Genomic DNA, 20831 nt, shown 5'->3' with positions numbered 1-20831 from the left:
GCGAAGGCGCTCGACCCGAAGGGCGACTGGTCTTGGTTGAACACGGTCGTGAAGCGCTACCAGAAACTGGCGGACCGCCGTAGCCTCCCACCGGCTCTGCCGATTTCGGCCGGGGAAATTTTCCAATGGAGCCAGACGCGTCTGGCCGAGGTGGAGGCGGATGAGACCTCGCGCCCGCTTCGGAAGGCGGTACATTTCCGGCAGGCGCTGATGATCGGCCTGCTCATCGCCCGCCCGGTGCGTCGCCGCGCGCTTCTGGCGATGCAGGTTGGGCGGCACGTGTTTCCGACGAGCCAAGGGGTCGAGTTGCGCTTCGGGGCCGAAGACATGAAGGACAAGAATGCCCGCCGGTCTTGGGTGCCCCAGGAACTGGTCGAGCCGATGCGCGCCTATCTTGAGGTTCATCGCCCTATCCTGCTTTCGGGCAAATCCTCCGAGGCATTCTGGATCAGCCAGTATGGCGAACCTATGACACCGGACGGTCTCTCCCGCGAATTGCCCAAGGTCACCCAAAGGCACCTCGGCGTGGCGCTACGACCGCACGCGTTTCGCAGTATCGCTGCCACCTCGATCGCCGAGAGCGATCCCGAGAACGTGGGCATCATCCGCGACCTGCTGGGCCACTCGACCATGGCGATGGCGGACAAGCACTACAACCGCGCGACAGGGATCAAGAGCTGCGATGAATTGCAGAGCGTTGTGGACAGCATCCTGGCGGGGAGTTCGAAGGGACGCCCGTCGTCTCGGCGAAAGTAGCAAGTTCATCCCTATTCCTTGAGTGGTGCAGGTGGACAACCAATCCGCCAGAGCTAGCAAAGACAGCTTTCAGCTCAGTATCTACGATCCTGAAAAAACGCGAACTGGTAGAATGCCGACCTTGCTGCCGTTCGCTGCGGGAGCCGCGTCGCTCGTCTTTCCTACGCAGTGCACTGCGGCTTGGCTAGAACCGGACCTTTGCTGTGCTTAGGACCAAGGTCTAGGGGGTGGACCTTGCGGACCATCATTCAGGCGAGATCAATCGTCCAGACCGATCGTCGACATCGGCAGAACAACTCCGACGTCGTCGGCGTAATCCTCCCAAATCAAGATCAACTCGCCCAGCTTTGCGCGCTCAGCATTTGCCAGATCGTTGCGCTCTGACATATCGCTGGCCATGTCAAACAATTGCCAATCGTTCGGGCCAAAGGGTTCGGCCAGCCAAACGGCCTTCCAAGGCCCTTGGCGGACGGCTCGCCAGCCAAGGGATTCCCACGCAACAGCATCGTCTGCATCACGTACCGAATCTGCTTTGCCGGATAGAAACGGTCTCATCGACATGCCGGTCATCGGACTGACATCACGTTCTGCGAACTTGTCCGGATCGGGTTGAGAAACCCCTGCCATTTCAAGAATGGTCGGGGCAACATCGGTGACGTGTGTGAACGCGGAGTCAATTTGTCCGGTCCGCGTGACGCCAGGGCCGGAGACAATGAACGGAACGCGAATTCCACCCTCTGCGTGCACACCCTTGAAATGGCGGAGCGGCGTGTTACTGGCCAGAGCCCAAGCCGACCCGATTGAAATGCGTGAACCACGTTGCCCCATGTTCTCAAAACGATTATCCGAGTTCCTCTGGTGCCACTCTCGTGTAGTTCCCGGATAATTATGCACTTCGGTCGGGCTGGCCCCATTGTCAGACATCAGCAGGATCAGCGTATTGTCGTACTTGTTCTCTCGCTTTAGATAGTCGAAAACCCGCCCTAGGTGGTGGTCGATATTTTCTACCATACCCGCGTGAATTTCCATCCTACGTGACGAATACCTTCTCTGCGAGTCGTCGAGGGAGTTCCATTTCGATATCATTGGTGCGGGCCGTGAAAGCTCTGTTCCATCGGGGACGATGCCCAGTGACTTCATCCTTTCCAAGCGCTCTTCGCGCAGTTTCTCATACCCACTGTCATACCGTCCGCGATAACGGTCGAGCCAGTCATCCGGGAGATGCAGCGGGTCGTGTGGAGCGGTCATCGATAGATATGCGAAGAACGGCTGGCCGTCCTTCACACTGTCGATGTATTCCATAATTTTGTCGGCATAGAATTCGCTCGAATAGAAATCGTATGGAACATGAGATCGAACCCCGTCTTCTCGATAGATGGGGGTGTAGTTGGCATACATCATCCATTCGTCGCCGAAATGGCTCGCGCCGCCTTGAAGAAGAGTAAATGCGCGCTCAAATCCTCGATTGAAGGGGTCTTGCTCGACTTCTAGCCCGAGATGCCACTTGCCGGCCATGTAGGTGTGATAGCCTGCGTTCCGCAGAAGTGTTGCAACCGTAACGACTCGATCGTTGATATGACCCTCGTAACCGGGCTGGCCAATCTGGTTATCCGTCATCGCTTCCTTCTGATTTCCCAAGCCGGCTATATGATTATCTGTTCCTGTCATGAGCATCGATCGCGTTGGGGCACACGAGGGCGACGCGTAAAAGCTGGTGAGACGCAAACCCTCTTTTGCCAGTTGATCGATAGCACTCGTTTCGATTTCACCGCCAAAAGAGGCAAGATCAGAGTAACCCATATCGTCGACAACGATGAGCAAGAAGTTAGGACGTGATTGGGCGTTCGATGGCTGCCCGACCGAACCGAGAAGAATTACGCAGAGAGCGAACACCCAATGTCCAAGCAAGCGTTTTCTACACATCACGACTGATCCCCCAAGATCGCAGCGCGTCCATGAAGCGTAACAGCATACGTCCGGGATACCGTTGATGCATATCAAACTATTGCGGGTTCCAAATGGTCCGAAGTGGGCTCGCCACCGCCGTTCTCCGCGTTCTGTTCGAACGTCCGGTCTGGGTATGGTGGCTGACTTGCTCGAATGCTGCGTATGCGAAGAGAAACAGTCCGTCCAACGGCAGGATTGCGCAGGAAGCGAACGCAGGGGGAACAGATCGATCGGCGCATTTCCCCTCACATCCGACATCCGGGAAACAGAGCCCCAGAAGGTTTATTCAGGAGTTCAATGTCAACGAAGCTTCATGGTCAAAACGATCTCGACCTTGCCCGAGGCCCTGAACCTATTGCACCGGGGTGCAATCGAAAGTTGCAGACACAAAAGCGAATATGCCTAGAATTGGATGGGCCAGCGGCCTTGTGGCGCTCTTCTGCGTCCCGGGGCCACGACCGACGAAAGGCCCGAACCATGCGCGCAGCGATCTACGCCCGCTACTCCACCGAAATGCAACGCGAAGCCTCCATCGAGGATCAGTTCCGCCTCTGTCGGCGCCTGATCGACCAGAACGGGTGGACTTCATGGCAGACCTATGCTGACGCGGGTCTCAGCGGGGCGTCTCACCTTCGGCCCGGCTATCAGCAGATGTTGCAGGATGCCCGCGACGGCCGGTTCGATGTTGCCGTGGCCGAAGGGCTCGACCGGATCAGCCGCGACCAGGAGCACATTGCAGCCTTCTTCAAGCAGCTACGGTTCCAGGGGATTTCCATCGTGACGGTCGCCGAGGGCGAGATCTCGGAACTCCATATCGGGCTGAAGGGCACGATGAGCAGCCTGTTCCTGAAGGATCTCGCGTTGAAGACGCATCGCGGTTTGGAAGGTCGAGTTCAGAACGGCAAATCTGCCGGTGGTGTGACCTATGGCTATGACGTCCTTCGCTCTATGGGCAGCGATGGAACTGTCTCGACCGGCGATAGGACCATCAACGAAGAACAGGCCGACATCGTCCGTCGGATTTTCCAGGAGTATGTCGATGGTCATAGCCCCCGCGCCATCGCTGGACGGCTCAACGACGAGGGGATCGACGGCCCGCGCGGTCGGGGTTGGGGCATGTCGACGATCTATGGGAACTGGCGGCGTGGGACCGGCATCCTTAACAACGAACTCTATGTCGGGCGTCTCGTCTGGAACCGTCAGCGTTTCCTGAAAGACCCTGCCACAGGCCGACGGCAGGCCCGGATGAACACGCCCGAGCAATGGGTTAAGAAAGATGTGCCTGAGTTGCGCATTGTTCCGGACGACCTCTGGGAGAAGGTCAAGGCCCGCCAGAAGGCCACACGTAGCACTGTGATCAGCGAGGGCGTCGTCCGCTCGGAACGCGCAAAGCGACCCGCCTACCTCTTCTCAGGTCTGGTCAAATGCGGCTGCTGTGGCGGTGGGTTCACCCTCGTCGGCAAGACCTATTACGGCTGCGCAAATGCGCGGAACAAGGGGACCTGCGACAACAAGATGACGGTCCGGCGTGACCGGCTCGAAGACGCGGTGCTCGGCGGCCTGAAGGATCAACTCCTGCACCCGGACCTGATCGCGGCCTTCGTCACAGAGTATCAGGCGGAGTACAACCGGCTCGCGGGTGAGATCACGAAAGACAAGAGCAAGGCAGAGCGCAAACTCGCCGGCGTGAAACGCAGGATCGACCAGTTGGTCGATCGGATCTGCGATGGCATGTTCCACGAGAGCATGAAGGACAAGCTCACCGCCCTCGAACAGGAGAAAGCGGCACTCGAAACCGAATTGGCGACTTTTGATGCTGACGTGCCGGTCCGCCTGCACCCCGGCCTCTCAGACGTCTATCGCGCGAAGGTCGCCAAGCTGACCGAATCGTTGAACAATCCCGATCTTCGGACCGCCGCGTCCGAGCACATCCGCAGCCTGATCTCGGAAATTCGCATTATTCCTGAAGGTGATAGCCTTCAGATCGAACTGGTCGGGGAACTCGCTGGGCTGATGGCCCTGTCCGAAAAAACGAAAGCCCGCAGCGATGCCGCGGGCCGTTCGATAACAATGGTTGCGGGGGTAGGATTTGAACCTACGACCTTCAGGTTATGAGCCTGACGAGCTACCGGGCTGCTCCACCCCGCGACAGGAGGTGCTTATCTAGGCCTGAACCACAGGGGCCGCAAGAGCAAAAACGCGGGAAAGATAAAAAAGCTTCACAAAATGCATACATCAAGATTTGCGGAATTTCGTGTGTAATCAAGAACGACAGACAGGACGCGTTTGGCTATCTTCCGTCTCGTTCCATTGCACTGAAATCCCGGCTCGTTCTGGAGACGACCATGGCAAGCGAGAGAGAGGTTTTCGGCGTGCCCGAACCACCGGAGGACGGCTGGGGTCCGCATGTTCCGGTGATGCAGGGCAGGCTTGGGGGTATCGTGACTATTCTCGGCGACTGGCGCGGCATGTGCGGACTCCAGCTCCGGCTTTTCCCGCAACTGCCCCATCCATCGGAACGGCACCGGCCACGCTGCCGCGTCATCACCTTTCTCGTCGCCATGGGTATCTCTGCAGCATTCCTCTGGAAAGCTGCGGATTGGCAGAAGATGGGACACCGGGGGCGCTCCTTCATTGCGCGCGCACCATCCGCCGAGGAGATCTCCCAGTTCGCAGGCGAGAATGCCATGGCTCCGGTTCGCGTTTATGTCGGCCGTCGTTCGGAGCGGACGGCACGGGCCAGGGCGGAATTGGCCCTGCTGGAATTGATCCGCGCCGGTGGCTTCGAGCACTCGGCGGTGGTGGTCGTGGTGCCTGTCGGTTCCGGCTGGATGGATCCGGGCTGGTATGACACGCTGGATATCATGCTTGGTAGCGACGTGAGCACCGTAGCCGTACAGTATTCTTACCTGACCAGCGTGCGCTCTTTGCTGGCACATCCCGAATACAGTGTAGAACAGGCGCGCGAACTGTTCGAAGTGATCTATGATTACTGGACGCAATTACCGAGGGACAATCGTCCCAAACTCTATATGCATGGGATGAGCCAGGGGGTGTTCAATTCTCAGAGCACCGTTCCTTTGCGCGATGTGTTGGGCGCTCCGAACAATGGTACCCTCTGGCCCGGTTCTCGCTTCTTGAGCCCCATCTGGCAGCATGCGCGGAATGATCGACTGCCGGGCAGCCCGGCTTGGATGCGGGAGGAGCGCGCCCTTGACGTTTCGGAGGAGTTTCGATGGTTCCCGGTGATGACGATGTTCCAACTGGCGCTCGACATGGCGATATCCCTTCAGGTGCCGCGCTACGGGCATTTCTATGTCGCGCCGGACTATATCGACGCCTGGGCCGAAGTCGTGCAACCGGAGGGCTGGAGTGCGAAACGGGCCGCAGGGTTGAAGGCGATCTTCGAACGCCGTCCGGCACCGTTGTGACGCCCATGATTGCGAGGGTGCGAAACTGGGTTCTCTTGGGCGCGCTGGCTGCCTTGATCGCCGCCGGGCTGATCGGCTGCAATGTCCTGTCTCGCTATCACGGCTTTGGCGCCTCGGAAATGCGGCCGGAGGCACTCTCTGCGCGCCTCAAACCGGCCTATCGGAGCTTTACGCCACAGGGCAATGGCCCGTGGCCCACGGCGCTTCTCTTCTCGGGTTGCGACGGTCCGAAGGACAATATGGACCGCTGGGCAAAGGAGCTGACCGACGAGGGCTATGCCGTGCTGGTCGTCGATAGCCACGGGCCGCGTGACTATGACGACGCCCAGCTTTGGCGCCTTGTCTGCATCGGCCAATTGCTGCCCGGCCCCGAACGCGCGGGCGATGTCGCGGTCGCGATCGAGGATGCCCGTGCGATGCCCTTCGTGGACCCGGAAAGGATCGTTCTGATCGGCGCGTCTCATGGCGGCTGGTCGGTGCTCGACATGCTCTCCCTGCACGGACAGGACAAGCCGCCTCATAACCTGACCCGCTGGCCGGAAACGATTCAGGAAAACGGCCTCGAAGGGATTGTCGGGATGGTCCTGCTCTATCCGTATTGCGGGGTCGCAAGCCAAGTCTACAGCCATGGTTGGCAAGAGGACGTGCCGGGGCTGTTCCTGCTGGTCGAGGATGACAGCATCGTCAACGAGGATTCCTGCATCGAGGTAATCGAACGGATGAAGGAAGCCGGGCGGCCAGTAGAAGCGCACCTGTTCAAGGGAACCACTCACGGCTTTGATCAGGAGGAAAAGAACGCTTTTAGTACATTGGAGTTTTCGCCGGAAGCGACACGGGAAGCCGCGGAACTCATGCGACAATTCCTGCGCAAGGTCACGAAGCGCTGATACGGGCGTGCTCCTGCACGGGCGCTCCGAAACTGCTGGAAGAATAGCGCAAAGCGATCGTTGCCCCAAGAAATCCGTTGGATTTATCCCGCTTGCTTCGGAGAGCTCTTGGTCGATCGCCGATGCGCGAGGCCATCCGCGGCCCCGCGGCTAGCCGTCCAGAACTTCTGCGGGACGCGCAGCGTTATGCGCGTCCCTACACTTGCTTAAGCATCGAGGTTTTCCACGCTGAGCGCGTTCGTCTGGATGAACTCCCGGCGCGGTTCGACCACATCTCCCATAAGCTTGGTAAAGATGTCGTCGGCCTCGGCCATATCCGCGATCTGAACCTGCAGAAGGGTCCGTTCATTTGGATCCAGGGTCGTTTCCCAGAGCTGGTCGGGGTTCATTTCGCCCAGGCCCTTGTAGCGCTGCAGGCTGAGGCCTTTTTCGCCCTCCTCCAGGATCGAATCCACCAGGCTGATCGGACCATGCACCTCGATCTCCTTATCCCTCCGCAACAGCGAGGCGCCGTCTGCATAGACCTCCTGGAGCGCCTGCGTATGGGTGCCCAGCCGCCTTGCTTCACCGGAGCGAAGAACGGGACCGTCCAGCCGCCGCACTTCCTCGACGCCGCGCACGGAGCGCGTCACGCGAATGCCCTTGTCCTGTGTCGGCCGGCCTTGCCAACCGCGCTCATATTCCAGCGAAACTGTGTCCAGTCGTTGCGCGACTCGATCGGCAACGCCCTGCAAATCGGCATCGACCTGGCCCGGCAGGAAGGCACCGGCGATGGCCGCCTGCTCCAGGATGTTCTGCGGATAATGGGTCGGGAAAGAGCGCAGCATGCGCCGCACCTGGCGTGCTTCCTCGACGACCCGCATGAGGTCCTGCCCGGCGATCTCTTCGCCGGAACCAAGCCGCAACCGGGCCCCGTCTGCGCCCATGGCGACCAGGTAGTCGTCCAGCGCGGACTGATCCTTGAGGTAGACCTCGGACTTGCCGCGAGAGACTTTGAACAGCGGTGGCTGCGCAATGTAGAGATTTCCGTGCTCGATGATCTCCGGCATCTGCCGGAAGAAGAAGGTGAGCAACAACGTACGGATATGTGCACCGTCCACGTCGGCATCGGTCATGATGACGATCTTGTGGTAGCGCAGCTTGGAAATATCGAACTCGTCGCGCCCGATTCCCGTTCCGAGAGCGGTGATCAGCGTGCCGATCTCCTGGCTCGACAGCATTCGGTCGAAACGCGCACGCTCCACGTTCAGGATCTTGCCGCGCAGCGGCAGAACGGCCTGGTTCGCCCGCGAACGGCCCTGCTTTGCCGAACCGCCGGCCGAATCCCCCTCGACGAGGAAAATTTCGGATTTTGCCGGGTCCTTCTCCTGGCAATCGGCGAGCTTGCCGGGCAGGCTCGCCACGTCCATCGCCGTCTTTCGCCGAGTCAGCTCCCGCGCCTTGCGGGCAGCTTCACGCGCCAGCGCAGCCTCGATAATCTTGCCGACGATCACCTTGGCCTGGCCCGGGTTCTCCTCGAACCACTCGCCGAGCTTCTCGTTGACCATCCCCTCGACCGCCGGTCGCACCTCGGAACTAACCAGCTTATCCTTGGTCTGGCTGGAGAATTTCGGATCGGGTACCTTGACCGAGAGAACGCAGGTCAGCCCCTCCCGCGCGTCGTCACCGGTGAAATTCACCTTCTCCTTGCGGGCGATCCCGGAAGAGCCCGCATAGAGATTGATCGTCCGCGTCAGCGCGCCCCGGAAGCCCGCCAGGTGCGTGCCGCCATCGCGCTGCGGGATGTTGTTGGTGAAGGGCAGGACATTCTCGTGGTAGCTGTCATTCCACCACATCGCCAGTTCGACCCCGATCCCGTCGCGCTCGCCGGTCATGTAGATCGGCTCTGGCATGGCGGAGGCCTTTGAACGGTCGAGATATTTCACGAACTCCCGAACACCGCCCTCGTAGCACAGTTCGACTTGGAGCGGCTCCGCCGGGCGCTCGTCGCGCAGGATGATCCTGACCCCGGAATTGAGAAAGGCCAACTCGCGCAACCGGTTCTCAAGCGTCTTGAACACGTAGTTCAGGTCCGAGAACGTATCGGTCGAGGCCATGAAGGTCACTTCGGTGCCCTTCTCGCCATTCGCATCGCCGACAACTTCGAGATGTTTCGTGCAATCGCCATGCTCGAAACGGGCGTAATGCTCCTTGCCGTTGCGCCAGATGCGCAGGTCAAGCCAATCGGAGAGTGCGTTCACCACCGACACGCCGACGCCGTGCAGGCCACCGGATACCTTGTAGGAATTGCTGTCGAACTTCCCGCCAGCATGGAGCTGGGTCATGATGACCTCGGCCGCGCTCACGCCTTCCTCGGCGTGAATATCGACCGGGATCCCGCGCCCGTTGTCACGCACGGTGACGGAGCTGTCGGCGTTGATCGTCACGCTCACGAAGTCCGCATGACCCGCCAGCGCTTCGTCGATCCCGTTATCGACAACCTCGTAAACCATGTGGTGCAGGCCAGAGCCGTCATCGGTATCACCGATATACATGCCGGGCCGCTTGCGCACAGCCTCCAAGCCCTTGAGAACCTTGATGGAATCTGCGCCGTATTCTTCTGTCCGGTTCGCGTCGTCTGCCATGCGGCCCTTCCTTTTGAACTTTGCGAGTTTATACTTGGTGGATAGGGGATTGTCACGCGGATGACACAAGATTTGCCCCCTTTCGGCGCCGATGCCGAACTCCGGGCTAGAGCGGACGGAGGGTGGACAACCCATCCTCGTCGGTGACCTCGATCCGCTGCACCCGCGGCCCGAAATCGTCGAACAGTTCGACACCGGTCCCGGTCATCCAGGCCTGAGCGCCCAGGGCAGATATCTCGTCATACAGCGCCGCCCGCCGCCCGGCATCGAGATGCGCGGACACCTCGTCCAGAAGCAGCAGGGGGGCCGCGCCGAAATCCTCCGCCAGCGCGCGCGCATTCGACAATATCAAGGACAGCAGGAGCGCCTTCTGCTCCCCCGTCGAGGCATTGCGGGCTTCGATCCCCTTCTCGGCATAGATCGCCTCGAGATCCGCCCGGTGCGGGCCCGCAAGGGTCCGCCCTGCCGCCATGTCCCTGCCGCGCCCGTTCCGAAAGGCGGCGAGAAGCGCCTCCCTTGTCGCGGGAAACTCGCCGTCAGGCCCGACCAAGGTCAGCTCGGATGCCGGAAAGACGGTACGCGCCCCTTCCTGAGCCTTGGCGATGCGTGCCAGCGTCGCCTGACGATTGACCTGTATCTCCGCTCCCGCTGCCGCCATGCGAGTTTCCAGCGCCTCAAACCACGCGGCGTCGCGCACCTGGTCCTTCAACAGCCGGTTCCGCTCACGCATCGCCTTCTCATAGCTGAGCGAAACCTCTGCATGGGCCGGCACAAAGCTCAGCACGAGGCGATCCAGAAAACGCCGCCGCCCCTCGGCCCCTTCGATCCAGAGCCTATCCATCGCCGGAACGAGCCAGACAACCCGGACGATTTCCCCGAGCGCCAACTGCGGCACCGCCTTGTCATTGAGCAGGACCTGGCGCGCTTTGCCGTTTTCGGACCAGGTGACAATCTCGTGCTTCCGGCCGAGGCTCTCGATGTTGGCGGTGATCTTCCAGCCGAGCGCTTCCGGTCTCCGCGCCATTTGCTCGGCTGAGCCCCGCCGCATTCCGCGCCCCGGCGACAGGAGCGACACCGCTTCGAGCAGGTTCGTCTTTCCCGCACCGTTCGTGCCAAAAAGCGCCACCGGTTCCGGCCCAAGTTCAAGCCGGGCGGATTTATGCGAACGAAAGTGGGAAAGGCCCAGGGAACGAACACTCAACCCGGCCATTCACAGCCCTTCTTTTGACCCGAAATATCCCCGCCGGAGGCAAAAAATTCCGGCGAGCCGGTCATCACACGCGCATCGGCATGACAACATAGACGGCGCTCGTGTCGGACCCTTCCCGCATCAGTGTCGGGTCGCCCGAGGAGTTGAACATGAAGACGGCATTCTCGCGGTCCACCTGGCTGGCGATCTCCAGCAGGTATTTCGCATTGAAGCCGATCTCCAGCCGCTCGTCGTTGTAGGCAACGGAGAGCTCTTCCTCGGCCGCGCCGCTGTCGGGCGCATTGACCGAGAGTACCAGCCGATCTTCGTCGAGCGAAAGCTTCACCGCGCGTGAGCGCTCGGAGGAAACGGTTGCAACGCGGTCCACCGCCCTTGCGAACTCGCTCGCATCCACTTCGAGCTTGCGCGGGTTGCCGACCGGGATCACACGGGCGTAATCGGGGAAGGTGCCGTCGATGACCTTCGAGGTCAGCGTGATCTCGGGCGTGGCAAAACGGACCTTGGTCTCGGAAACCGACACCGCAATCTGCATCTCGTCATCATCGAGCAGCTTGCGCATCTCGCCCACGGTCTTGCGGGGCACGATCACGCCGGGCATCGCCTCGGCACCGGCGGGCAGATCAGCATCGATCCGGGCCAACCGGTGGCCGTCGGTGGCCACGCAGCGCAGAACCTTGCCGTCTTCGCCATCGGCGACATGCATGTAGACGCCGTTCAGATAATAGCGGGTCTCCTCGGTGGAGATGGCGAATTTCGACTTGTCGAAGAGCCGCCGCAGCACCGGCGCGGGGGCCGAGAAATTCGAGCTGTACTCGGCATTGGCCATCACCGGAAAATCTTCTTTCGGCAGCGTGGCGAGGGTGAAGTTCGACCGCCCCGCCTCCACCACCAGCCGGCCGGCAGCGCCGTCATCGGTCAGGCGCACCAGAGCACCATCGGGCAGCTTGCGCACGATTTCGTGCAGCGTCACCGCCGATACCGTGGTCGCGCCCGCGCGCTCGACCTGGGCGGGAACCTTGTCCACCACCTCGATGTCGAGATCGGTGGCCCGGAAGGAAACCGTGTCGCCTTCCGCCTCGATCAGCACATTGGCCAGAATCGGAATCGTATTGCGCCGCTCGACAACCGATTGCGCCTGTGACACCGCCTTCAGCAGGGTGCCGCGTTCGATGCTGATCTTCATGCAACCGCTCCCAAAATTCCCGGGACCGTCACCCTATCGCTTTCCCCTGTAGGCACAAGTGCCTAAAGGCCACAGGAATGCGCTTTGCGTGCGGTCTGCTCCCCTCAAGCCTCAAGCATCCGCCGCAGCAATTCCAGATCTTCCGCGATCTGGTTATCCACGGCCTTGAGTTCCTCGATTCGCTTCACCGCATGCATGACCGTCGTGTGGTCCCGCCCGCCGAAACGGCGGCCGATTTCGGGCAGCGACCGCGAGGTGAGTTGCTTGGACAGGTACATTGCCATCTGCCGCGGGCGGGCGATGGTACGGTGCCGCTTCGGGCCGATCATGTCGGACATCCGCATGTTGTAGTGCTCCGACACGCGCCGCTGGATCTCTTCGACAGTGACCTTGCGATCGGAGGCGCGCAGCACATCGGCAAGGCAGTCTTGCGTCAAGTCCATCGTCACCTCGCGCCCGACAAGGGAGCCGAAGGCGAAAAGCTTGGTCAGCGCGCCTTCCAGAACGCGCACATTAGTCGAGATACGATGCGCCAGGAATTCCAGCACCCCGTCCTGAATGACGAGTCCCGGATAGCTCTCGCGATACTGTTCCACCTTGTGCTGAAGGATGCCGAGGCGAAGCTCGTAATCGGTCGGGTGCAGATCCACCACCAGGCCGGATTGCAGCCGGCTGGCGATCCGCTCTTCGAGCTTCTTGATCTCGCCCGGCGCGCGGTCTGCCGAAATGATGATCTGCTTGTTCTGGTCCACCAGCGCGTTGAAGGTGTGGAAGAACTCCTCCTGCGTGGAATCCTTGCCGGCGATGAACTGCACGTCGTCGACCATCAGAACGTCGACGGAACGGAACATCTCCTTGAACTGCATCGTGCCATTCTCGCGCAGCGCCTGCACGAAACGGTACATGAACTGTTCGGCCGAAAGGTACACGACCCGCAGATCGGAACGATCGTTCTGAAGCTGCCAGGCAATGGCGTGCATCAGGTGCGTCTTGCCCAGACCGACACCGCCATAAAGAAACAGCGGATTGAAGCTTACCGGACCGCCTTCGGCAACGCGGCGAGCGGCGGCATGGGCCAATTGGTTCGGCTTGCCGACGACGAAGGAATCGAAAGTGAAGCGCTTGTCGAGCGGCGCGCCGGGCAAGTCGCCCGAAGTCGCCTTAACCGTCGCATGTCTGACAGGCGTGGTTCCCCGGATCTCGCCGGAATCGGCGTTGGATGCCGCCGGCGTCATGGGCCGCGGAGCGCCGGCAGGAACGCTGAACTCGATCCGTTCGACCGGAGCGCCGGCCCGAATCAGATGCTGCTGGATCTGGTCGCCGAAATTCCTCGACACCCAGTTGCCGATGAAATTCGTAGGCACGTTGAAACGTGCCACGCCGTTGTCAACACGTTCGAACTCAAGGGGTTCGATCCAGGTGACATAGTTATTCTTCCCCACTGCCTTCAGAAGATCTTGCCGCACACGTCCCCAGGTGTCGTTTGTCATCGTGCCCTTATCCGATTCGCTTTTTTTATGTCGGGCTCACCGTCTTCCCCCGGTGGCCCGAAGCCCTTTGCGACCGTTTCGACCGTCGAAGACAATACAACACGTGCCGGTGAAACACCGGACAAACAGGACGGAGTCCGCCTGCATGCACCATTCGTTATTGCCGGAAAACCGGCATCCGAAATGCTCTATCGTGTTGCGGACATGACCATGGCAGCCATGACGTTGCATGGCAGTTGCGGTCCGCCCCTGGTTCGCCGCCCCGCAAGGTTCGACTTATCAGTGGCCTGATCTGGTCACGTTCGAAGCAGAGATGAACTTCCCCAAGTTCCCTGCCGGGCGTGATCGATCCATGTCCCCCCGGACGATGTGAATCGCAGCGCCAAGCTAGCAACTCGGTCGGATCAGGCGCAACTGAACTTCGATCTTGACTCTGACTTTACCAAAACGAATCCCGGCCATCGGGATAAGGGGCTGAAAATAAAAACTTATTCCACGAACGAAAAGACGGGTGCGCCTAAAAAGACACACCCGTCAAATCTTGTAAAACCTACGTCAGTTCAGGCGCTGAGGGCCTTCACACGCGACGACAGGCGGGACATTTTCCGCGATGCGGTGTTCTTGTGCAGAATACCTTTCGACACACCACGCATCAGCTCGGGCTGAGCGGCACGCAGGGCTGCGATCGCGGCTTCCTGTTCCCCGGAGGCAATCGCCTCCTCGACATTCCGCAAGAAGGTGCGGATACGCGAGCGACGCGCCTTGTTGACGGCATAGCGCCGTTCATTCTGGCGGGCGCGCTTCTTGGACTGGGGCGTGTTAGCCATGTGATGCTGTTCCGAATTTCGGTGAAACTGTTCTTGAAGCCGCGTCTCTAGGCGGCTTGATCCGATGAGTCAACAGGGAAAGCGTCACCTATTTGTCACGGAACTGCGCCTCGCGCTTCTCGAGGAAGGCACCCATGCCCTCTTTCTGGTCCTCGGTGGCAAACAGGGCGTGGAACAGGCGCCGCTCGAACAGGATCCCCTCACGCAGCGGCACTTCATAGCTGCGGTTGACGGCTTCCTTGACGGCCATTGCGGTCAGCATGGACTTGCGGGAAATCTTGCCCGCCGCGGCCATCGCTTCCTCGATCAGCTTCTTGGCCGGCACCACGCGGGACACCAGTCCGGCGCGTTCGGCTTCCTCGGCGTCCATGAATCGGCCTGTCAGGTGCATATCCATGCTCTTGGACTTGCCGACGAATCGGGTCAGCCGCTGGGTTCCGCCGAGGCCGGCCACAACGCCGAGATTGATTTCGGGCTGGCCGAACTTGGCCGTGTCTGCAGCAATGATGAAATCGCACATCATCGCCAACTCGCATCCGCCGCCCAGTGCGTAGCCGGCCACCGCGCCGATGATCGGCTTGCGAACCCGCAGAATCGCGTCGCCCTCAGCCCCAAACAGGTCCGCTCCAAAGACATCGACGAAGCTTTTCTCCGACATCTCCGAGATATCGGCCCCGGCGGCGAACGCCTTCTCGGAGCCGGTCAGGACGATACAGCGAACCTTTTCATTCTTTTCCGCTTCGCGCAGGGCCTGGCCCAGCTCGCCGAGAAGCTGCGTATTGAGCGCATTCAGCGCTTCAGGTCGGTTCAGTCTGATGAGGCAGATATGATCTGTTATTTCGACGATCAGTGTCTCGAAAGCCATGCGGCCGAGCCTTTCCGTGATTGCACAGTTGCCAAGGGTTATCACCCTGACAGCATCATTCAAGCTATCTTTGACAGTCCGGACAGTAGAAGGTCGACCGGCCCGATTGCGTGACCCGACGTATGTTTCCACCACAGCCTTCGGTCGGGCAAGGTTCAGATTCGCGACCATAGGCGCGGAAAGCGTGCTGGAAATAGCCAAGATCGCCATTTGTCTGCCGATGGTCGCGCAGGCTGGATCCCCCCGCTTCGATCGCCTCTTCCAGAACCTGCCGGATTACCGGAACCAGCGCCTCGACGCGGGCGCGCGAAATGTTGTTGCACCGCCGCAACGGTGACAGGCCGGCGCGATGCAACACTTCACAAACATAGATATTTCCGAGCCCGGCCAAGAGCTTCTGATCGAGAAGGGCCGCCTTGATCTGGCTGCGGCGCCCGTGCAGCGCGGCTGCCAGCGTCGGCCCGTCGAAGCTGTTGCTCAAGGGTTCCGGACCGAGCGAGGCCAGCAAGGGGTGGGCATCGCATTCCATTGTCGGCACCAGGTCCATCGCGCCGAAACGCCGGGCGTCGTTGAAGGTGATCCGGGCGCCGTTCTCCATTTCGAGGATGACATGATCATGTTTGGCTAGCGGCAAAAGGTCATGGTGGAAGCTGCCCGGAACGTCTCCGGAAATGATCATTCTTCCGGACATTCCGAGGTGTATGAGGAGCGACTCACCGCTGTCCAGATCCGCCAGGATGTATTTCGAACGCCGGCGCAACCGGTCCACCCGCTTGCCGTTGAGGCGTTCAGCCATCCGCTCCGGAAACGGCCAGCGCAGGTCTGGCCGCCGAACCTGCGCCTCGAGAATACGCTGTTCTGCCATCGCGGGTTCCAGCCCGCGGCGCACCGTTTCGACCTCGGGTAGCTCCGGCAATCCTGTCTCCCTTCGACGCACCCAGTCGGGCACGCCATTGCAGCGCCCCCGCAGCGCTCTATAAGAAGGGGCAAAATTCTGCGGGAGCAAGTCCCATGAGCGACAACTCTACCAAGACAACCCATTTCGGCGAGAAAATCGTGCCCGAGGAAGAAAAGAAGGGCATGGTTCATGGCGTCTTCTCTTCGGTCGCCTCTCGCTACGACCTGATGAACGATTTCATGAGCGTAGGCGTCCACCGCTTGTGGAAAGACGCGATGATGGACTGGCTGGCACCGCGTCCAGGCCAGAAACTGCTCGACGTGGCCGGCGGCACCGGCGACATCGCCTTCCGCTTCCTGCGCCGCGCCCCCGAAGCGACGGCGGTCGTTTGCGACATGACCGAAGACATGCTGGTCGAAGGCAAGAAGCGTGCCGAGGCCGAGAAACTGGCCGACCGGCTCGAATGGGTCGTGGGCGACGCGATGGATCTGCCCTTCGAGGACAACAGCTTCGACGTGGTTACCAACAGTTTCGGCACCCGGAACGTGACCCGGATCGAAGACGCGCTGTCCGAGGCTTACCGCGTCCTGCGTCCCGGCGGGCGCCTGATGACGCTGGAATTCTCGCAACTGCCGAACCCGGCGATGCAATGGGCCTATGACCGCTACTCCTACAACCTGATCCCGGTGATGGGGCAGGTCGTAGCCAATGACCGCGATTCCTATCAATACTTGGTGGAATCGATTCGGAAATTCCCCGATCAGGAACGGTTCGCCGCGATGATCCGAACGGCCGGCTTCGAACAGGTGAAATATCGCAACATGACCATGGGCGTCGTTGCCCTGCACTCCGGCTGGAAGCTCTGATCCCTTGCGTGGACCTCATAATATCTGGCGCCTGATTCGTGTCGGCGCCACGCTCGAGCGCAACAACGCCATGGGCGAAATGCTCGATGCGCTCAATGCGCCGGTGCCTATCCGCATCGCCGCGCACACTTTGGGCTGGCCGTTCAAATGGCTCGGCTACAAGGGCGATCCGAGCCTGCCGCCGCTCCTGAGCGCGCTCAACGCGATGGGGCCGGCCTATGTGAAGCTCGGCCAGATCCTGTCCACGCGGCCGGACGTGGTGGGCGAGGATCTCGCGCATCAACTCAAGATCCTGCAGGACCGGATGCCGCCCTTCCCGCGCGACGTGGCCATCGCCACTATCGAGAAAGAGCTCGACATTAAGGTCGACGAGGTGTTCTCGGAATTCTCCGAACCTGTCGCCGCCGCCTCCATCGCGCAAGTCCACCGTGCACGTCTGCGCGAGACCGGCCAGGAAGTCGCCGTGAAGGTGCTCCGGCCCAATATCGAGCGAAATTTCCGTCGGGATTTCGATGCCTTCTATCTTGGCGCCACGATCATCGAGACCCTTTCGCCGGGCTCCCGCCGGTTGCGGCCTCGCGCCGTGATCGAGCATTTCCACGGTTCCGTGAAAGGTGAGTTGGACCTGCGGCTCGAATCGGCCTCCGCCTCCGAATACGAGGCGAGCACGAAGGAGGATGAAGGCTTCTGGGTGCCGAAGATGCATTGGAAGCTTTCCGACCGCCGGATCATGACGCTCGACTGGGCCGAAGGGCCGTCCTGCAACGAGTTGGGACGGATCGACGAGTTGGGCTTCGACCGCAAGGTTCTCGGCGAGCGTATTCTCGGCCTGTTTCTCAGGCATGCCCTGCATAACGGATTCTTCCATGCCGACATGCACCAGGGGAACCTGAAGATCGGGCTGAACGGCGATGTGATCGCGCTTGATTTCGGCATCATGGGTCGGCTCGACGAATACACCCGCCGCGTCTATGCCGAGATCATCTACGGCTTCATCAAGAAAGATTACCGCCGCGTTGCCGAGGTTCATTTCGAGGCGGGCTACGTTCCCGCGGGCCGGGACGTCGATGAATTCGCCAGCGCATTGCGTGTTGTGGGGGAGCCCATCTTCGGCATGTCGGCCGACGATATCTCGATGGGCCGGGTCCTGAGCTACCTGTTCGAAGTGACGGAGCGCTTCGGGATGGAGACCCGGATGGAGTTGATCCACCTGCAACGGACCATGGTTGTCGTCGAGGGTGTGTCCCGCTCGCTCTACCCGAACATCAACATGTGGGATGTCGCCCGCCCGGTAGTCGAAGACTACATCAAACAGAGCATCGGACCGCGGGCGCTTGCGCGGGACCTGACTCGAACCCTGCGGATCCTGTCCCATTTCGGCCCGCGTCTGCCGAAGATTGCCGAGGACATGCTGGCCAGCCAGTCTTCCCTGAACCGGAACAGCCCGCAGGAAGAGCCAAAGGCGAATCGCTGGGCGTGGTTCGGGGCTGGGGCTATCCTAGCCGCTGCGGTTACATGGGGTGTGACGCAGCTCTGAAGGTCTGCGCTCCTTGCGCGTTTAACCGATGGAACGGACTGCGGACACGTCATCAGCTGCGATGGCGGTCACGTCCGGCAGGATAAGGGCGTAGCCGTCATTCTGCCGCTGCACCTCGATGACCTCGACATAGGTTTCCGCGTCGCTTGTGCTCACAAGCTCACCGTTCGAATCATAGCTTTCCACCAGGAAATTGTAGCTGTCCCAGGACACTTGCTGTCCCGAATCGTTGGTTCCATCCCACTTGACTTCGTCTTTGCCGCTAGCGACAACGTAGCGTGTGACCTCGTTGCCATATGCATCCTGCACCACCAATTCGGCATAACTGGCTGTCGGCTCGGACTGTGTCATGATGGTGATCGGATCCCCTTTATATACGACAGGCGCGGCAATGCGAACTTCCTTTCCGACCCACTCGGCCATCGAAGCCAGATCGCTGGAGGTGAAGACCGATATCAGTTCACTCAGGAGTTCATTGGTCTCGACTTGCTGTTCGACCGCCGAAAATTGCGCCAGCTGAGCCGTGTATTCGGTCGAGTCGACAGGATCGAACGGGTCTTGATTTTGCAGCTGAGCCGTCATCAAGGTCAGCCAGGTGTCCATATCCTCCGACGTCAGGGATTCGCTTGCAAGCGCCGAGCTTGTCGTGCTGACCGTGCCCGTATGGGTTGCTGCTGAAACGGAAGTCATCTGGTGTCCTTACAATCTGAGATCCAGGCCAGTGCCGGAGCCTGTGCTGGTATTGATAGCCTGTACGCCGGTCTCGGCCCTTGATGTCAGGACGCTGCCGGGACTCCCGTCCCGGTCCTGTCGCATTCCCGGGTGATCCCCACCCTCGTTGCGACCTTCATCGAAGGACATGTTTACGTCTTCATACCCCAATGCCCGGAGATCCTACGAAAGCATCTCTATGTTTCTGCGGAACAACTCCAGGGTCTCGGGACGGTCCGCATGGATGCTCACATTCAGGCCGCTATCGGCATTTCTGAACGAAATCCGCAAGTTGCCGAGTTCTTCCGGTGACAACCTGACATCGAAGCTTTCACGCGACGTCGTTTGAACTCGATCACCGATGGTTTCAGCCAAGGACTTACTGGCGGTTCGGAGGGTGACCGAGAACATGTCAGATTGCCGAAAGGTCGTGGGTCCGACGCCTTCACGACCTCGCTCCGAAAAGACCTCCGACAGGTCCAATTCCAGGGCGGCTTCAAACTCCTGTTCCGTTAAGATCGAAGGATCGCCCGCAGCCCAGTCCGGGTTGAAGGTTCCGGTCACGGTTGCAGTTGTTGCGCCATTTTGTACGCCACTGCTTGAGTCCGGCCTTTCAGGAATCCGTGGGGGCGTGTCTGCGGCGCTCCGCTCCTCATTCTCCAACGTGTCGGCCCCCATGATGGATGGGCTGTCATCCGGTTGCCCCTCCAATTCTCTGGACGCGTTGGGCCACCGGCCTTGCGGAGATTGCTGAACAAATGATCTCGCGGCGTCAAAAGTTTCAGGCGCTATGCTTTGTCGCGAGTCCTCTGCTCTGGCGGCTTGAGACATGAGAACGTCCACCTCGGACTCGACCGGCGTCACTGTGGATGCACCCCGGTCCAGAGCAATCTGGAGCCCACTTTGCGGTGATGGGTGGACAGAGGCCAGGAACGGCGACCTGGGCTTACCGTCGAACTGCATTTGTTGGTCCTGTGAAGCCCTGATTGGCAATCCATCAGGCATCTCCGAAGATTTCCTTGGGAAAAACGGCTCTTCGAAATCCGACTCATTCGTTTTCCGTGTCATCTGATATGATTGCGAAAGATCATCAGTCGGAGACGCGGTCCCTCCCGATCGGATCGTCTGGGCTGCAACAAGTCGATCCGATGTCGAAACTGGCATTGTGCCAACCGCTTCTGTCAGTGACTGTTCGACAGCCCGCTGCCCGGCCACCGAAGAGTCCGTGAGATACTGCGGATCGACAGATGCCTGCCGAGACTGAACAACTACCGGCTTCTGTGGTTGCCGCCCGTAGTGCAAGGTTTTTTTGACGCTATTGGCGTGTGATCGATTGCGGTCTTCTGTCAGGCCTCGTTTTGCGGCGCATTCAGAAGCCGCGGGCCGGGATGGTGATCAGCGGATCGGATCCACATCTGACGCACGAGCTCTGCGGCTCTGCCGGTAGTACTGGTTTTCCGATCCAGATCTGTTCGATCATTGCGCCCATTCAGGTCATCGCTCTCTCACACTCCCGTCGCTCCAACGTTGGCGGGAAATGGAAAGCTGCTTACGTCGCCCCCAATGCCGGATCCCCATAATCCTCTTCTTTCGCCAGCA

General features: G+C 60.2%; 16 protein-coding genes and 1 tRNA gene. 6 read left to right on the top strand and 11 right to left on the bottom strand.

The annotated features are described in order from the left end of the window. Positions 1-756, top strand: a 756-nt coding sequence (locus tag BLR85_RS24070) for a tyrosine-type recombinase/integrase (protein ID WP_093163450.1), incomplete at its 5' end; no start/stop codon positions are given. 258 nt (positions 757-1014) lie between these two features. Here BLR85_RS24070 and BLR85_RS24065 read toward each other — a convergent pair. Then, the gene (locus tag BLR85_RS24065; protein WP_170844740.1) at positions 1015-2679 is read right to left on the bottom strand and encodes an arylsulfatase; all 1665 of its coding nucleotides are present in this window, start codon (positions 2677-2679) and stop codon (positions 1015-1017) included. Positions 2680-2856: 177 nt separating this feature from the next. On the opposite strand from BLR85_RS24065, the gene BLR85_RS24060 reads away from it, so the two are divergent. Further along, the gene (locus BLR85_RS24060) at positions 2857-4818 is read left to right on the top strand and encodes a recombinase family protein (protein WP_342028813.1); all 1962 of its coding nucleotides are present in this window, start codon (positions 2857-2859) and stop codon (positions 4816-4818) included. Here the strand turns inward: BLR85_RS24060 and BLR85_RS24055 are convergent. Beyond that, a tRNA-Met gene (locus tag BLR85_RS24055) sits at positions 4775-4851 on the bottom strand. The two genes, BLR85_RS24060 and BLR85_RS24055, sit on opposite strands and share 44 nt — an antisense overlap. 197 nt (positions 4852-5048) lie before the next feature. Between BLR85_RS24055 and BLR85_RS24050 the strand changes: the two genes are divergently transcribed. Continuing rightward, complete coding sequence (locus tag BLR85_RS24050) at positions 5049-6134, top strand: alpha/beta-hydrolase family protein (protein WP_212635152.1); 1086 nt, start codon at positions 5049-5051, stop codon at positions 6132-6134. A 17-nt stretch (positions 6135-6151) separates the two neighbouring features. Continuing rightward, the gene (locus BLR85_RS24045; protein ID WP_170844739.1) at positions 6152-7021 is read left to right on the top strand and encodes a dienelactone hydrolase family protein; all 870 of its coding nucleotides are present in this window, start codon (positions 6152-6154) and stop codon (positions 7019-7021) included. Positions 7022-7227: 206 nt separating this feature from the next. Here BLR85_RS24045 and gyrB read toward each other — a convergent pair whose 3' ends face one another. The 7 genes from gyrB to mutM form a co-directional block, all read right to left on the bottom strand. Further along, positions 7228-9645, bottom strand: a complete 2418-nt coding sequence (gene gyrB, locus BLR85_RS24040) for a DNA topoisomerase (ATP-hydrolyzing) subunit B (protein ID WP_093163439.1) — start codon at positions 9643-9645, stop codon at positions 7228-7230. 106 nt (positions 9646-9751) lie between these two features. After that, a complete protein-coding gene (gene recF, locus BLR85_RS24035; RefSeq protein ID WP_093163436.1) occupies positions 9752-10855 on the bottom strand; it encodes a DNA replication/repair protein RecF in 1104 nt (367 codons plus the stop codon). Between the two features lie 64 nt (positions 10856-10919). After that, complete coding sequence (gene dnaN / locus BLR85_RS24030; protein WP_093163435.1) at positions 10920-12038, bottom strand: DNA polymerase III subunit beta; 1119 nt, start codon at positions 12036-12038, stop codon at positions 10920-10922. A 104-nt stretch (positions 12039-12142) separates the two neighbouring features. Continuing rightward, the gene (gene dnaA, locus BLR85_RS24025; protein ID WP_093163432.1) at positions 12143-13528 is read right to left on the bottom strand and encodes a chromosomal replication initiator protein DnaA; all 1386 of its coding nucleotides are present in this window, start codon (positions 13526-13528) and stop codon (positions 12143-12145) included. Positions 13529-14088: 560 nt separating this feature from the next. Next, entirely contained in the window at positions 14089-14355 is a 267-nt protein-coding gene (gene rpsT, locus BLR85_RS24020; RefSeq protein ID WP_093163430.1) for a 30S ribosomal protein S20, read from the bottom strand. 88 nt (positions 14356-14443) lie between these two features. After that, positions 14444-15220 (bottom strand): enoyl-CoA hydratase, encoded by a 777-nt coding sequence (locus BLR85_RS24015; RefSeq protein ID WP_093163427.1) that lies wholly within the window; start codon positions 15218-15220, stop codon positions 14444-14446. Between the two features lie 64 nt (positions 15221-15284). Then, positions 15285-16136, bottom strand: a complete 852-nt coding sequence (gene mutM / locus BLR85_RS24010; RefSeq protein WP_093163424.1) for a bifunctional DNA-formamidopyrimidine glycosylase/DNA-(apurinic or apyrimidinic site) lyase — start codon at positions 16134-16136, stop codon at positions 15285-15287. 95 nt (positions 16137-16231) lie between these two features. On the opposite strand from mutM, the gene ubiE reads away from it, so the two are divergent. Next, complete coding sequence (gene ubiE / locus BLR85_RS24005) at positions 16232-16984, top strand: bifunctional demethylmenaquinone methyltransferase/2-methoxy-6-polyprenyl-1,4-benzoquinol methylase UbiE (RefSeq protein WP_093163421.1); 753 nt, start codon at positions 16232-16234, stop codon at positions 16982-16984. A gap of 4 nt (positions 16985-16988) precedes the next feature. Next, the gene (gene ubiB / locus BLR85_RS24000; protein ID WP_093163419.1) at positions 16989-18521 is read left to right on the top strand and encodes a 2-polyprenylphenol 6-hydroxylase; all 1533 of its coding nucleotides are present in this window, start codon (positions 16989-16991) and stop codon (positions 18519-18521) included. A 21-nt stretch (positions 18522-18542) separates the two neighbouring features. Here the strand turns inward: ubiB and BLR85_RS23995 are convergent, their stop codons facing one another. Further along, entirely contained in the window at positions 18543-19211 is a 669-nt protein-coding gene (locus BLR85_RS23995) for a flagellar hook capping FlgD N-terminal domain-containing protein (protein WP_093163416.1), read from the bottom strand. Between the two features lie 204 nt (positions 19212-19415). After that, complete coding sequence (locus tag BLR85_RS23990; protein ID WP_212635151.1) at positions 19416-20195, bottom strand: flagellar hook-length control protein FliK; 780 nt, start codon at positions 20193-20195, stop codon at positions 19416-19418. Between the last annotated feature and the right edge of the window lie 636 nt (positions 20196-20831).

This window comes from Aliiruegeria lutimaris (assembly GCF_900099935.1).
GTDB classification, from domain to species: Bacteria; Pseudomonadota; Alphaproteobacteria; order Rhodobacterales; family Rhodobacteraceae; genus Tropicimonas; species Tropicimonas lutimaris.
This window is presented reverse-complemented; position numbering and strand designations above follow the sequence as displayed.

Bases quoted from the DNA above. Each gene is read 5' to 3' on its own strand.
- dnaN (WP_093163435.1), bottom strand. From the start codon at position 12,038: ATGAAGATCAGCATCGAACGCGGCACCCTGCTGAAGGCGGTGTCACAG.
- BLR85_RS24015 (WP_093163427.1), bottom strand. From the start codon at position 15,220: ATGGCTTTCGAGACACTGATCGTCGAAATAACAGATCATATCTGCCTC.
- BLR85_RS24065 (WP_170844740.1), bottom strand. From the start codon at position 2,679: ATGTGTAGAAAACGCTTGCTTGGACATTGGGTGTTCGCTCTCTGCGTA.
- ubiE (WP_093163421.1), top strand. From the start codon at position 16,232: ATGAGCGACAACTCTACCAAGACAACCCATTTCGGCGAGAAAATCGTG.
- BLR85_RS24050 (WP_212635152.1), top strand. From the start codon at position 5,049: ATGGCAAGCGAGAGAGAGGTTTTCGGCGTGCCCGAACCACCGGAGGAC.
- gyrB (WP_093163439.1), bottom strand. From the start codon at position 9,645: ATGGCAGACGACGCGAACCGGACAGAAGAATACGGCGCAGATTCCATC.
- BLR85_RS23995 (WP_093163416.1), bottom strand. From the start codon at position 19,211: ATGACTTCCGTTTCAGCAGCAACCCATACGGGCACGGTCAGCACGACA.
- BLR85_RS24060 (WP_342028813.1), top strand. From the start codon at position 2,857: ATGCTGCGTATGCGAAGAGAAACAGTCCGTCCAACGGCAGGATTGCGC.
- dnaA (WP_093163432.1), bottom strand. From the start codon at position 13,528: ATGACAAACGACACCTGGGGACGTGTGCGGCAAGATCTTCTGAAGGCA.
- rpsT (WP_093163430.1), bottom strand. From the start codon at position 14,355: ATGGCTAACACGCCCCAGTCCAAGAAGCGCGCCCGCCAGAATGAACGG.
- BLR85_RS23990 (WP_212635151.1), bottom strand. From the start codon at position 20,195: ATGCAGTTCGACGGTAAGCCCAGGTCGCCGTTCCTGGCCTCTGTCCAC.
- recF (WP_093163436.1), bottom strand. From the start codon at position 10,855: ATGGCCGGGTTGAGTGTTCGTTCCCTGGGCCTTTCCCACTTTCGTTCG.